The organism is Hydrogenophaga sp. (assembly GCF_022844385.1).
GTDB lineage: Bacteria > Pseudomonadota > Gammaproteobacteria > Burkholderiales > Burkholderiaceae_C > Hydrogenophaga.
This window is the reverse complement of record NZ_JALHLX010000020.1, coordinates 1-13,136: the sequence shown is the minus strand read 5'-3', so window position 1 is coordinate 13,136 and position 13,136 is coordinate 1. Positions and strand designations below refer to the sequence as shown.

The 13,136-nt window shown below is 66.8% G+C and carries 13 protein-coding genes; 12 read left to right on the top strand and 1 reads right to left on the bottom strand.

Going from position 1 to position 13,136, the window contains the following annotated elements; all coding sequences use genetic code 11:
* Positions 1 to 4 precede the first annotated feature (4 nt).
* From flgC to queC, 12 genes are all read left to right on the top strand, one after another.
* Positions 5 to 409 (top strand): flagellar basal body rod protein FlgC, encoded by a 405-nt coding sequence (flgC, locus tag Q0C59_RS06250; protein ID WP_069047606.1) that lies wholly within the window; start codon positions 5 to 7, stop codon positions 407 to 409.
* 26 nt (positions 410 to 435) lie between these two features.
* Positions 436 to 1,098 carry a flagellar hook assembly protein FlgD gene (locus tag Q0C59_RS06245; RefSeq protein WP_291213178.1) on the top strand — a complete coding sequence of 221 codons (663 nt, stop codon included), beginning with the start codon at positions 436 to 438 and terminating at the stop codon, positions 1,096 to 1,098.
* Positions 1,099 to 1,153: 55 nt separating this feature from the next.
* Positions 1,154 to 2,377: a flagellar hook protein FlgE gene (gene flgE, locus Q0C59_RS06240; protein ID WP_291213176.1), complete on the top strand. Its 1,224-nt coding sequence runs from the start codon at positions 1,154 to 1,156 to the stop codon at positions 2,375 to 2,377.
* Positions 2,378 to 2,409: 32 nt separating this feature from the next.
* Positions 2,410 to 3,147 (top strand): flagellar basal-body rod protein FlgF, encoded by a 738-nt coding sequence (flgF, locus tag Q0C59_RS06235; protein ID WP_291213172.1) that lies wholly within the window; start codon positions 2,410 to 2,412, stop codon positions 3,145 to 3,147.
* A 24-nt stretch (positions 3,148 to 3,171) separates the two neighbouring features.
* Complete coding sequence (gene flgG / locus Q0C59_RS06230) at positions 3,172 to 3,954, top strand: flagellar basal-body rod protein FlgG (RefSeq protein WP_069047602.1); 783 nt, start codon at positions 3,172 to 3,174, stop codon at positions 3,952 to 3,954.
* Positions 3,955 to 3,974: 20 nt separating this feature from the next.
* On the top strand, positions 3,975 to 4,664 hold the full coding sequence (locus Q0C59_RS06225; protein ID WP_291213169.1) for a flagellar basal body L-ring protein FlgH: 690 nt from the start codon (positions 3,975 to 3,977) through the stop codon (positions 4,662 to 4,664).
* Positions 4,665 to 4,676: 12 nt separating this feature from the next.
* Positions 4,677 to 5,834: a flagellar basal body P-ring protein FlgI gene (locus tag Q0C59_RS06220; RefSeq protein WP_370654249.1), complete on the top strand. Its 1,158-nt coding sequence runs from the start codon at positions 4,677 to 4,679 to the stop codon at positions 5,832 to 5,834.
* Position 5,835: 1 nt separating this feature from the next.
* Positions 5,836 to 6,705, top strand: coding sequence for a flagellar assembly peptidoglycan hydrolase FlgJ (gene flgJ / locus Q0C59_RS06215; RefSeq protein WP_291213166.1), 870 nt, complete (start codon positions 5,836 to 5,838; stop codon positions 6,703 to 6,705).
* Between the two features lie 10 nt (positions 6,706 to 6,715).
* Complete coding sequence (gene flgK, locus Q0C59_RS06210; RefSeq protein WP_291213163.1) at positions 6,716 to 8,635, top strand: flagellar hook-associated protein FlgK; 1,920 nt, start codon at positions 6,716 to 6,718, stop codon at positions 8,633 to 8,635.
* A gap of 34 nt (positions 8,636 to 8,669) precedes the next feature.
* Positions 8,670 to 9,890, top strand: coding sequence for a flagellar hook-associated protein FlgL (flgL, locus tag Q0C59_RS06205; RefSeq protein WP_291213160.1), 1,221 nt, complete (start codon positions 8,670 to 8,672; stop codon positions 9,888 to 9,890).
* A 10-nt stretch (positions 9,891 to 9,900) separates the two neighbouring features.
* Entirely contained in the window at positions 9,901 to 11,142 is a 1,242-nt protein-coding gene (locus Q0C59_RS06200) for an HDOD domain-containing protein (protein WP_291213158.1), read from the top strand.
* Positions 11,143 to 11,211: 69 nt separating this feature from the next.
* Complete coding sequence (gene queC, locus Q0C59_RS06195; RefSeq protein ID WP_291213157.1) at positions 11,212 to 11,949, top strand: 7-cyano-7-deazaguanine synthase QueC; 738 nt, start codon at positions 11,212 to 11,214, stop codon at positions 11,947 to 11,949.
* On the opposite strand, the gene Q0C59_RS06190 is transcribed toward queC, so the two are convergent.
* On the bottom strand, positions 11,922 to 13,136 hold a 1,215-nt coding region (locus tag Q0C59_RS06190), incomplete at its 5' end, for an ABC transporter ATP-binding protein/permease (RefSeq protein WP_291213154.1). The genes queC and Q0C59_RS06190 overlap by 28 nt on opposite strands.

The following is a 13,136-nucleotide window of genomic DNA, read 5'->3' as shown; positions in this document are numbered from 1 at the left end:
GATCATGTCGATGTTTTCCATCTTCAACGTGTCGGGCAGTGCGGTCAGCGCGCAGTCCCAGCGCCTCAACGTGGTGGCCAGCAACCTGGCCAACGCGGACGCAGTGGCCGGGCCGGACGGCCAGACCTACAAGGCGCGCCACATCCAGTTCCAGACCGTGCCCATGGGTGGTTCGGGCAACGCGGGTGTGAAGGTCAAGGACATCGTCGAAAGCCAGGACCCGGGCCGGCGCGTGCACAACCCCACGCACCCCAGCGCAGACGCCGAAGGCTATGTGAACCACTCCAACGTGAACCCGGTGGAAGAGATGGTCAACATGATCTCGGCCTCGCGCTCGTACCAGAACAACGTCGAGGTGATGAACACGGCCAAGTCGTTGCTGCTCAAGACCCTCCAGATGGGCCAGTGAGCCCGTCGAACTTCAGGACCTGACCCATGTTCATCCAGCCCATCGACACCACCAGCCTCGGCAACACCGTGGGCAGCACCACCGGCACCGCAGCCCAGAACAACATGGACCCGGCGGCTTCGCAGGACCGGTTTCTCAAACTCCTGGTCGCGCAGCTCAACAACCAGGACCCGCTGAACCCGATGGACAACGCGCAGATGACGACCCAGATGGCGCAGATCAACACGGTCAGCGGCATCCAGGAACTCAACGCCACGCTCAAGGGCATGGCGGCGCAGTTCTCGTCCACCACGGCGCTGCAAGGCACCTCGCTGATCGGTCGCGAGGCTTTGTTGCCCGGCGAGTCGCTGGCTTTCAAGAACGGCCAGGGCAAGGCGGCGTTTTCGCTCGACGGCAAGGCCACCGACGTGAAGGTGGATGTCATGGGCACCAATGGCGAGGTCATCGACACCATCGAAATGGGCGCCCTCAATGGTGGTCTGCACGGATTCAGCTGGGACGCCGAGGGCGTGGACCCGGCCTCGGTCAAGGGCTTCCAGGTGCGCGCCTACAGCGGCAACGAACGCGTGGACACCGTGTCGCTGCAGCGTCTGTCGGTCGACTCGGTGAGCTTCTCCGGTGGCTCCATCTACATGCTGCTGCAGGACGGCAGCACCCGCGCCTACAACGACGTGCTCGCGTTCATGTGAACCGACGGCGCACCACTTCTTCCTGAACTTCACTCCCCACCCCAAGGACATCACCATGGCATTCCAGCAAGGACTCTCCGGTCTGAACAGCGCCAGCCGCAACCTCGACGTGATCGGCCACAACATCGCCAACGCCAACACGGTCGGCATGAAGAGCTCGCGCGCCGAGTTCGCCGAGCTCTACGCCAGCTCGGTCAATGCCGCCGGCGGCGCCAACAAGGGCATCGGCGTGACCGTGGCCACGGTGTCGCAGATGTTCACGCAAGGCAACATCACGGTCACGGGCAACGACCTGGACCTGGCCATCAACGGCAACGGCTTCTTTGAAGTCACCCAGCCCAACGGCACCCAGGCCTACACCCGCGCCGGCATGTTCAAGCTCGACCGCGACGGCAACATCGTCAACCAGCAGGGCGGCCAGCTCATGGGCTACCCCACCGACGATGACGGCAACCGCCTGAGCTTCGACAGCCAGCCGCTGTCGCTGCCCACCAGCGCACCGATCCCCGCGCGCCAGACCAGCTCCATCGTGGCCCAGTTCAACCTGGACGCCCGCGCGCCCGTGGCCGCCAGCGTCACGCCGCCCACGCCGATCACCACCTACGGCACGTCGGTGGTGGCCTACGACCCGCAAGGCATGGAAGTGCCGGTGGCGCTGGCCTTCACCAAGACGGCCAACAACACCTGGGAGGTGTATGCCAGCGTGAACGGCGGCACGCCCGCGCCGCTGGCCCCGCCCGTGAACCTGAACTTCAACGCGGACGGCACCATCAACCCGGCTTCGATCACGCCCCCACCCACCATCACGCTGGCCTCGCCGAACGACCCCGCGGTGACCTTCCCGGTGACGCTCGACCTCAGCGCAGCCAGCCAGTTCGGCACCGACTTTGCGGTGTTCGACCTCGACCAGGACGGTTATTTCCCCGGCGAGTTCGTGGGCCTGAGCATCGACGAAGCCGGCATCGTCACCGGCCGCTATTCCAACGGCGAAACGCGCGCAGCCGGTCAGGTGGCGCTGGTGAACTTCCGCAACTCGCAAGGCCTGTCGCCATCGAGCGGCGGCAACTGGTCGGCCACTTTCGCCTCGGGCGAGCCGGTGCGCGGTGAACCAGGTTCCGGCAACTTTGGCGGCATCCGTTCGGGTGCGCTGGAAGACTCCAACGTCGACCTAACCGCCGAGCTGGTGAACATGATGACCGCACAGCGCGCCTACCAGGCCAACGCCCAGACCATCAAGACGCAAGACCAGGTGTTGAGCACGCTGCTCAACATGCGCTGATCAGGCGCCTGAACTGAACGAAGGAGCCCCGCATGGACCGCATGATCTACACCGCGATGACCGGCGCCAACGCCGCGCAGCATCGCCAATCGGTGCTGGCCAACAACCTGGCCAATGTGTCCACGCCGGGCTTTCGCGCCGAGCTCTCCACCTTCCGCGCGGTCCCCGTGCGTGGCGACGGCGCCAGCACCCGCGTGTTTGCCCTCGAAGCCACGGCCGGCCATTCCGACATGCCGGGCGCCATCACCTCCACCGGCCGCAACCTCGACGTGGCCGCGCGCGACAACGCCTACTTTGCGGTGCAGGGGCTGGACGGCACCGAGGCCTACACCCGCGCCGGCGCGCTCGAAGTCAACCAGGACGGCACGCTGGTCAACGCCCAGGGCCTGCCCATGCTGGGCGACGGTGGCCCGATCGTGATCCCCGAAGGCGCGCGCGTGGACATCGCCGGCGACGGCACGGTGAGCACGCGTGTGGGCAACCAGCCCTCGCAGAACGTGGGCAAGCTCAAGATGGTGCTGCCCGACGCGGACAACCCGCTGCGCCGCAGCGAGGACGGCCTGTTCCGCGGCCCGCAGGGCGACCCGCTGCCGGCCAGCGACGTGGCCCGTCTGCAGGACGGTGCGCTCGAAGGCTCCAACGTGAATCCCATGGAGGCCATGGTCGGAATGATCGCCGTGGCCCGCCAGTTCGAGGTGCAGATGCGCATGCTGCAGAACGGCGAAACCAACGACAAGACCGCCAGCCAGTTGCTGAGCATGAATGGATAACCCCTTTTCCTCGCGGAGCACACCATGATCAATTCGCTGATGATTTCCAAGACCGGCATGCAGGCACAGCAGATGCAGCTGGACGTGATTTCGAACAACCTGGCCAACGTGTCCACCAACGGCTTCAAGCGCGCCACGGCGGTGTTCGAAGACCTGATGTACCAGAACCTGCGCCAGGTGGGTGCCAATACGGCCGAGCAGGCCGAGCTACCCACCGGCCTGCAAGTGGGCCTGGGTGTGCGCACCGTGGCCACCTCGCGCAACTTCTCGCAGGGCAGCATGCAGCAGTCGGACAACCCGCTGGACATCGCGGTCAACGGCAACGGCTTCTTCCAGGTGGAGCTGCCCGACGGCACCACCGGCTACACGCGCGACGGCAGCTTCAAGCCCGACGCGCAGGGCCGCATCGTCACCTCCAGCGGTTACCCGCTGACCGCCGGCATCACCGTGCCCGCCGAAGCGCAGAGCATCACCATTTCCAGCGACGGTGTGGTCACCGTCAAGCTGCCGGGCAACCCTGCGCCGCAGCAGGTGGGCAACATCGAACTGGCCACCTTCATCAACCCGGCCGGCCTGGAGCCCATGGGGCAGAACCTCTACACCGAGAGCCTGGCCTCGGGCGCGCCGATCGCAGCCGCACCCGGCACCGCCGGCACCGGCACCGTGATGCAGGGCTTTGTGGAAACCTCCAACGTCAACGTGGTGCAGGAGCTGGTGACCATGATCCAGACCCAGCGCGCCTACGAGATGAATTCCAAGGCCATCCAGACATCCGACCAGATGCTGCAGCGCCTGAGCCAGCTCTGATCCTGAACGGAGAAACCACCATGTTCCGTCTTGCCTGTGTGCTGACCCTGGCCGTGCTCGCCACCGGTTGCGAAACCATGAGCACCAGGGTCGACCTCGAGCCGGCCAAACCCGTGACCTACACCCAGGTGGCGCCCACGGCCAACCCGGTGAACACGGCGAGCACCGCACCCAGCGGCAGCCTGTTCCGCGCCGCCAACTACCGGCCTGCGTTCGAAGACCCACGCGCGCGCCTGCCCGGCGACACGCTCACGGTGCAGATCACCGAGCGGCTCAACGCCAGCCAGACCTCGTCGGCCTCGATCGACCGCAGCGGCGAGATCTCGGGCGGCGTCTCGGCCTTCCCGTTCCTCAAGACCCCGCTGCTCGACAAGCTCAACATCGGCGCGCAGTCGGACAACAGCTTCTCCGGCGACGGCAAGAACCAGAACAACAACAACTTCTCGGGCTCCATCACCACCACGGTGCAGGAAGTCCTGCCCAACGGCCACCTGGTGGTCGTGGGCGAGAAGCAGATCGGCGTGAACCAGAACGTGGACGTGTTGCGTTTCTCGGGCACGGTCGATCCGCGTCACATCCGATCGGGCAACACCGTGGCCTCGACCCAGATGGCCAACGTGCGCGTGGAGTCGCGTGGACGCGGCGCGCAGGGTGAAGCGATGGCAATTGGCTGGTTGGCACGGTTCTTTTTGAGCGTTATCCCTTTCTGACCTCTGACCACAATGGGTCTCGTTCTGCCCACTGAGGAATTTGCGGTGAAGTCATCTCTCTCCCCCTTGCGTTTGTTGGCCCTGGCCCTGGTTTCACTCACCATGGCCTGGCCCGCCGCCGCCCAGTCGATCCGCATCAAGGAGATCGCGGCGGTGCAGGGCGTGCGCAGCAACCAGCTCACCGGCTACGGCCTTGTGGTGGGCCTGGACGGCACGGGCGACCAGACCACGCAGATGCCCTACACCGCGCAGAGCATGAACAACTACCTGCAGCAGCTCGGTCTTTCGCTGCCGCCGGGCTCCAACATGCAGCTGAAGAACGTGGCAGCCGTGCTGGTCACAGCACAGCTGCCCGCCTTTGCCCAGCCCGGTCAGACCATCGACGTCACGGTGTCCTCCATCGGCAATTCCAAATCGCTGCGCGGCGGCACGCTGATCACCACGCCGCTCAAGGGTGCCGACGGTGAAATCTACGCACTCGCCCAGGGCAACCTGCTGGTGGGTGGCGCGGGTGCTTCCGCCGGCGGCAGCAAGGTGCAGATCAACCACCTGAGCGCCGGCCGAGTGCCCGGTGGCGCGCAGGTGGAGCGTGCCGTGGCCACGCCGTTTGCGCTGGGCGAGACCATCGACCTGGGCTTGAATTCGAGCGACTTCCAGACCGCCAGCCGTGTGACCGACGCGATCAACCGCACCATGGGCGCCGGTGTGGCCAGCGCGGTCGACGGCCGGGTGGTGCGCCTGCGCGCGCCGGCAGATCCAGGTGCCCGCGTGGGTTTTCTCGCCAAGGTGGAAGAGATCCGCCTGGACGCCGCCATCCCCATGGCCCGCGTGATCATCAATTCGCGCACCGGCTCCATCGTGATGAACCAGGCCGTGAGCCTGGGCGCTTGTGCCGTGTCGCACGGCAACCTCTCGGTGAGCATCAGCTCCACGCCGGTGATCAGCCAGCCCAATGCCTTGTCCACCGGCGGCCAGACCGTGGTGACCGAGCAGGCCAACATCCAGATCAGCCAGGACAAGGGATCGCTGATCAAGCTCGACACCGCGCCGCAGCTCGCCGACGTGGTGCGCGCACTCAATTCGCTCGGCGCCACGCCGCAAGACCTGCTGGCCATCCTGCAGGCCATCAAGGCTTCCGGTGCCATGAACGCCGAGCTCGAGGTGATCTGACGTGAACCCGACCAGCGCCCTGTCCAGCAACGGCCTCGCGGCCGACCCCACAGCGCTCAACGCGCTTCGGTACGGCGCGGGCAAGGGCAACGACAAGGCCGCGCTCAAGGAGGCGGCCAAGCAGTTTGAATCGCTGTTCATGCGCGAGCTCATCAAGAGCATGCGCGAGGCCACGCAGAAGTCGGGTCTCATGGACGGCGAGGGCAGCGACCTCGGCACCGATCTGCTGGACCAGCAGTTTGCGGTGCAGCTCTCGGGCCTGCCCGGAGGTTTGTCCGAAGCCATCGAGCGCCAGCTCGGCAAACAGATGCAGAACAACGCAGCCGAGAAGGCGGGTGCAACCGATGCACTGCCAGGCACCAGCGACGTCAGCACGGTGGGCCGCGCCAGCGCCGGCCCGCGCCAGGCGGGCTTTGTGGAGCAGCACAGCCAGGCCGCCGCCGCCGTGGCGCGCGAGTCCGGCATTCCGGCCAGCTACATGATCGGCCAGGCCGGCCACGAGACCGGCTGGGGCAGGAGCGAGATCCGCCACGCCGACGGCACGCCGTCGCACAACCTCTTCGGCATCAAGGCCACCGGCGGCTGGAAGGGCAAGGTCGCCGAGATCACCACCACCGAATACATCAACGGCGAGCCGCGCAAGGTCACCGCGAAGTTCCGCGCCTACGACTCTTACGCCGATTCGTTCCGCGACTACGCCAGCCTCATCGGCAACAGCCCGCGCTACGACAAGGTCATGGACCAGCTCGGTTCGGTGCAGGGCTTTGCCGCCGGCCTGCAGAAAGCCGGCTACGCCACCGACCCCCAGTACGCCGCCAAACTCAGCCGCGCCATCAACACCACGCTGAGCCTGCAACGCGCTCAGGGCTGAGGACCCACCCATGTCTGCACTCAACATCGGCGCCCGCGCCCTCAACGCCAACCTGGCGGCCCTGCAGGTCATCGGCAACAACATTGCCAACGTCAACACGCCCGGCTATTCGCGCCAGAACGTGCTGCAGCAGACCTCGGGCTACCAGCAGATGGGCAATGGCTTCTTCGGCAAGGGCATGGAGATCGCCACCGTCGAACGCTCGCACAACGCCTATCTCACGCGCGAGGCGCAGATGGCGGGCTCCGTGGCGGCGGCCGACGCCCTGCGTTACTCGCGCCTGCAAGCGCTGGAAGGCGCGTTTCCGCTCGGCACCACCGGCCTCGGCGCCGCGCTCAACGACACCCTCAACGCCTGGGCCGACGTTTCTTCGTCGCCCAGCAACCTCACCGCCCGCGTGGTGGTGATCGCCAAGGGCGAAGAATTTGCCAGCCGCCTGCGCAACACCGCCAGCCAGCTCGACGCACTGGCGCTCAGCACGCAGCAGCAGGTGAAGGGTTCGGTCGACGTGGTCAACGGTCTCGCGCAAGACCTGGCCAAGGTGAACCAGAAGATCATCGAATCGAGCGGCAGCACGCACACGCCCAACGACCTGTTCGACCAGCGCGACCAGTTGCTGGGCGAACTCAGCAAACACATCCAGACCAGTCCGGTGACCAACAAGGACGGCTCGGTGAGCGTGTTCGTGGCCGGCAGCCAGCCGCTGGTGCTGGGTCAGAGCGCCAACCGGCTCGCGGTGAATCCCGACCCCATCGACAACTCGCGCATCGCCTTGTCTTTCGTGCAGGGCGGTGTGGCCACACCGTTGTCGGAAGCCACGCTGGGCGGCGGTGAGCTGTCGGGTCTGATGACCTTCCTGACCAAGGACCTCGTCGCGGTGCAGAACCAGCTGGGCCGCCTGGCGCTGGCCTCGGCCACCACGGTCAACAACCAGCACGCGCTCGGTGTGGACCTGCAAGGCAACCCGGGCCAGGACTTTTTCATTCCACCGGCGGCGGCACTGGGCAAGACGAACCCGGCCAACACCGGCACCGCGCAGGTGAGCGCCAGCGTGAACGACCCCACCGCCCTGATGGCGTCGGACTACGAGATGCGTTTCTCCGCTGGCAGCGTGAGCGTGGTGCGTTTGTCCGACGGCGACAGCACCTCGTTTGCCGTACCGCCCACCGCATTCAACAAGGACGGTCTCACGTTCAACATCGACGCCGGCGCTGCCGCCGTGGGCGACCGCATCCTGATCCGGCCGTTCGAGGCTGCCGCGCGCAACCTGCAGGTGGCCATCGGCTCGCCCGACCGCCTGGCCGCGGCCAGCCCGGTGATGGTGACACCGGGTGTGAGCAACGGCGGTGGCCTGAGCGTGGAGAGCCTGTATGCCGTGTCCAACTCGGCCAACCTCACCGACCCGGTGAGCATCACCTTCCAGGCCGACGGCACCTATGTCGCCACCGGCCTGGGCCCGGGCAACCCGCCGCCCGACAACGTGGGCCCGCCCGCGAGCTACAACTTCAAACCCGGTGAGGCCATCGTGCTCAACGGCTGGAGCCTCACCTTGCGCGGCAGCCCCGGCGCAGGCGACAGCTTCAACATCGACCCGGCACCTCCGGGCTCCATCGCGCAGAACGCGGGCAACGCCGCCGCCGTGCTGGCCCTGCGCGACCGCCCGACCTTTGAAGGGGTGGCCCTGGCCGACGGTTATGTGAGCCTGTTCTCCGACGTCGGCACCCGTGTGCAGGGCGCGAAGTTCGCCACCGAGTTCTCTGCGCAGATCGCCACCTCGGCCGAGACCGCGCGCACCAACGTGTCGGGCGTGAACCTGGACGAAGAGGCCGCGCGCCTGCTGCAGTACCAGCAGGCCTACCAGGCCTCGGCCAAGTTTCTCCAGATTGCCCAAAGCACCTTCGACAGCCTGCTGGCCACGGTCGGCCGCTGAGCCCTGCGCCGACCCGACCTGACTGGAGCTCCCCATGCGCATTGCCACCGCCAACAGCTACGACAACACCGTGAGCCTGCTCGCGCGCCGCCAGGCCGAACTGGCGTCCCAGCAGGAAAAAATCGCCACCGGCAAGCGCGTGCAGAAGGCCAGCGACGACCCGGTGGCTGCCACGCTGGCCGAAACCGCGCAGAACCGCCTCTCGCGCACGCAGGCCGACCTGCGTTCGCTCGACACTGCCCGCAGCAGCCTGCAGCAGGCCGAAAGCGGCCTGGCCGAATCGGGCGAACTCATCCAGAAGGTGCGCGACCTGCTGGTGGGTGCGGGCAACGCCACCTACGGGCCGAGCGAACGCGAAGACATTGCGCGCCAGCTCGAAGGTTTGCGCGAACAGATGATTGGCGTGGCCAACCTCAAGGACAACTCCGGGCGCACGCTCTTTGGTGGCCTGGGCGGTTCGGCCACCCCGTTTGTGGACCTCTACGACCCCAGCGGCAACGGCGTTCAGTTCAACGGCCAGCGCGGCCAGGCCGCCGCCGGCAACACCTCGCTGCCGCAGGCGCTTGATGGCAACGCCATCTGGATGCGTGTGCCCCAGGGCAACGGCAACTTCACGCTCAGCCTGGACGGCGGCAACACCGGCAGCGTGAGCACCAGCGTGGGCGAAGTCACCAACCCGACCGTGCTCACCGGCGACGAATACCGCATCGACTTTGCCCAGGTGGCCGGGGCCATGCAATACACCGTGACCAACGTCACCACGCCCGCCGCCAACCCCATGCCCGGCCAGACCGGCGTGCCGTACACCAACGGCATGACCATCGAATTCGACGGCCAGTCGCTGCAGATGAATGGCCAACCCGCCGCGGGCGACCAGATCGACCTGGTGCCCAGCACCAACACCGACATCTTCAGCGTGGTGCAGGACGCCATAGCGGCCCTGCGCTACACCGGCGCGAACAACGGCGCCCACCGCACCCAGGAGCTCGCGCGCACCATCACCGAAATCGACGCCGGGCACGACCGCGTGTTGCTGGCCCGTGGTCGCGCGGGCGAATGGCTCAACCGCGGCGACTCGCTGGACACCTTGATGGAAGACCGCAGTGTCGACCTCAAGACCGAAAAATCCCGCCTGGAGGACCTCGACATGGTCAAGGGAATTTCGGACTTCCAGGCCCAGCAGCTCGGCCTGGAGGCTGCGCTCAAGTCGTACGCGCAGGTGCAGCGTCTGTCCCTGTTCCAGGTGATCAATTGAACGCAACCCCATGTTGAGCCATACCGTTCTGGACAGCCTGGCCCTCGGCTACGAGCCGGTGTGGAACCGCGAGCGCCAGCTGGCCGCCGTGCGCCTGTGTGTGCACCCCATCCACGCCGCCGCAGTCGACGCCGCCCACCTCATGCAGGCGCTGGGCGACGACTGGCCCGAAAGCGCGCCGGTGCTCGTCATCGCCATCGATTCCCCGCGGCTGCTGCAACAGGCGCTGTCTTGCGCCCCGGTGCACAACACCTGGCTGGAAGTGCCCGCCGCGCCGTTTGAAGCCCCCGAAACCCTGGCCGCCCTGTCGGTGGCCAACCGGCTCGGGCACCGGCTGGTCCGTCGCACCGACCTGCAAACGCTGCGGCAAGGTCCCTCTGTCGGGTTCGATGTGCGCAACCTGCTGCAGCTCAGCCCGCAAGAGGCCACCGAGCTCCTGCAGGCCCAATCCACCCCCGGCCTGCACCAGCGCAGCCAGGGCTTGCCGCCCGCGCAGCTTTACCAGGGCGTGCAGACCCAGACCCTGGCCCGCCACCTGCTGGACGACGCCGGCGCCTGGGGCCTGCTCGGCTGGCCCGACGCCGACGTGTTGCTCGCTCACCGCCACCATCCCGTCTCGTGCGACCCGCGCGTGATCCGCCAGATCCTGCAGGCCATCAACGACGACTGCTCGCTCGAACGCCTGGAACGTCTCGTGCGGCAAGACCCGGTGCTGGTCTACCGCATCCTGCTGCTGGTGAACTCGGCCGCTTATGGTGGCCGCCACGAAATCGGATCGCTGCGCCACGCCCTCATGATGCTGGGCTTTCGCGAACTCGGTCGCTGGCTGTTCGAACAAGCGCCCGGCAGCGAAACCGACAACGACCTGCAGCCCGTGCGAGCCGCCATGGTCATGCGCGCGCGCCTGGCGCAGCACCTGCTGGCCACCGGCTCTGAAGACAACCTGCGGCTGGAGGTCTACACCACCGCGCTGTTCGCCCAGCTCGACAAACTGCTGCACGCACCGCTGGCCGAACTGCTGCACAAGCTGCCGCTCTCGGGCCGTTTGTACGACGCGGTGCTGCGCCACGACGGGCCCTACCACCCGCTGCTCGACGTGGCACGCGCCCAGGGCGAACCCAACCAGCTGCACCGCCTGAGCGCGGTGTGCGACCGCAACGACGTGAGCCTGGAGCAGGCCAACCGCGCGCTCATCCGCATGCTGGCCACCAGCCGCGATCACGCGGGCGTGCGTTCGGAACGCATGATCTGAGGCGTGGGTTTGCTCCCTCTCCCTCTGGGAGAGGGCAGGGGTGAGGGCCCGCGCGCTACGATGCCGGCCATGACCACCGCCACCGCTCACAACACCCCCCACCACACCAGCGCCTTGGTGCTGTTCTCCGGCGGGCAAGACTCCACCACCTGCCTCGCCCACGCACTCGAACGCTTCCCGCGCGTCGAAACCCTGGGCTTCGACTACGGCCAGCGCCACAGCGTGGAAATGGTGGCCCGCCCCGTGGTGCTGCGCGAACTGCGCGAACGTTTTCCGGTCTGGGCCGATCGCCTGGGCGAAGACCACGTGCTCGACCTCGCGGTGCTCGGCAAGGTGAGCGAAACCTCCTTGACGCGCGACATGGCCTTTCGCATGGAAGAAAACGGCGTGCCCAACACCTTCGTGCCTGGTCGCAACCTGCTGTTCCTCACGCTCGCCGCCGCGCTGGCCTACCGCCGCGGCATCCAGGTCATCGTCACCGGCGTCTGCGAAACCGATTTTTCAGGCTACCCCGACTGCCGCGACGACACCATGAAAGCGCTGCAGGTGGCGCTCTCCCTCGGCATGGACCACCGCTTCCTGATCGACACCCCGCTCATGTGGATCGACAAAGCCGCCACCTGGCGCCTGGCCGAAAGTCTGGGCGGCCAAACGCTGGTGGACCTGATCGTGGAACACACCCACACCTGCTACCTCGGCGACCGCGAGCACCGGCATGCGTGGGGCTATGGGTGTGGAAGCTGCCCGGCTTGTGAGTTGCGGGCGCGGGGATGGGTGGGTTACGTGGGCGAAACCGCCAACCTGTAGCGCGCCTGCCCCGTCGCATCGGGCGTGAACGTCCAAAGCGTTTCGTGAAACGCAGCCACCCCCGGCCGGTGCGCGATGGACACCAGCGCGCCATTGCTCTCTTTCACCAGTTCCTGCAGCCGTGCATACAGCGTGGCCTCTGCCGCTTCGTCCAGTGCGCTGGTGGCTTCGTCCACGAACAGCCAGCGCGGTTTCTTGAGCAGGGCGCGGGCAATGGCCAGGCGTTGTTGTTCGCCGCCCGAGAGCTTCTGGCCCCAGGTGTCGAGCTCATCGAGCCGCTCAGCCAGCGCGGGCAGCAACGCTTGTCGCAAAGCCTGTTGCAGGTCGGCGTCGCTGTAGCGGTCGGCCGGTTCGGGGTAGGCCAGGGCGTCGCGCAGCGAGCCTTGCGGGAAGTAGGGCCGCTGCGGCAGGAACATGACCTTGTCGGCAAAACCCGCCGGCGTGCGCAGGCTGCGCTCTGCCCAAGGCCAGATGCCCGCCAGACCACGGAATAGGGTGGACTTGCCACTGCCCGACGGGCCTTTGACCAGCACCGTGTCGCCCGGCGACACCTGCAGACCGTGCACTGCGAGCAAGGCAACGCCACCGGGCAGCGCGAGCTGCAGGTCGTCGATGGCCAGCGCGTCCTGTGTGTTGGTCTGGGCGGCGGTGGCGGCTTCGGGGGCTTGCAGGGCCTGAAAGCTTTCCTCAAAGCTGGTGATGCGGTCGGTGGTGGCGCGCCAGGCGGCCAGGCTGCTGTAGTTGTCGACGAACCAGGACAGGGAGTCCTGAACACGGCCGAAGGCCGACGAGATCTGGATCAGTTCGCCGAGCTGGATGGCGCCACTGAAAAAACGCGGCGCGGCCACGACAAAGGGGAACACCACGGCGGCCTGGCCGAAGCCCACGGTGAACCAGGTCAGGCGTTTCTGGGCGTTGATGAGCTTGAAGTAGTTGGCCAGCACGTCGGCAAAACGAAGGCCGAGCTGCTGGCGTTCCACCGGCTCTCCTTTGTCGAGCGCGATCGATTCGCTGTACTCGCGCACCCTCACCAGGTGGTGGCGGAAGTCGGCTTCATAGCGCTGCTGCTTGAAGTTGAGCGCGATCTGCGGGCGGCCGATGTAGTGGGTGATCACGCTGCCGAACGCGCAGTAGAGCACCGCCATCCACACCATGAAGCCGGGGATGGTGTAGTCGCTGCCGTTGAA

Coding starts and splice junctions, on each gene's coding strand:
- flgC (WP_069047606.1), top strand. CDS start 5: ATGTCGATGTTTTCCATCTTCAACGTGTCGGGCAGTGCGGTCAGCGCG.
- Q0C59_RS06245 (WP_291213178.1), top strand. CDS start 436: ATGTTCATCCAGCCCATCGACACCACCAGCCTCGGCAACACCGTGGGC.
- flgE (WP_291213176.1), top strand. CDS start 1,154: ATGGCATTCCAGCAAGGACTCTCCGGTCTGAACAGCGCCAGCCGCAAC.
- flgF (WP_291213172.1), top strand. CDS start 2,410: ATGGACCGCATGATCTACACCGCGATGACCGGCGCCAACGCCGCGCAG.
- flgG (WP_069047602.1), top strand. CDS start 3,172: ATGATCAATTCGCTGATGATTTCCAAGACCGGCATGCAGGCACAGCAG.
- Q0C59_RS06225 (WP_291213169.1), top strand. CDS start 3,975: ATGTTCCGTCTTGCCTGTGTGCTGACCCTGGCCGTGCTCGCCACCGGT.
- Q0C59_RS06220 (WP_370654249.1), top strand. CDS start 4,677: ATGGGTCTCGTTCTGCCCACTGAGGAATTTGCGGTGAAGTCATCTCTC.
- flgK (WP_291213163.1), top strand. CDS start 6,716: ATGTCTGCACTCAACATCGGCGCCCGCGCCCTCAACGCCAACCTGGCG.
- flgL (WP_291213160.1), top strand. CDS start 8,670: ATGCGCATTGCCACCGCCAACAGCTACGACAACACCGTGAGCCTGCTC.
- Q0C59_RS06200 (WP_291213158.1), top strand. CDS start 9,901: ATGTTGAGCCATACCGTTCTGGACAGCCTGGCCCTCGGCTACGAGCCG.
- queC (WP_291213157.1), top strand. CDS start 11,212: ATGACCACCGCCACCGCTCACAACACCCCCCACCACACCAGCGCCTTG.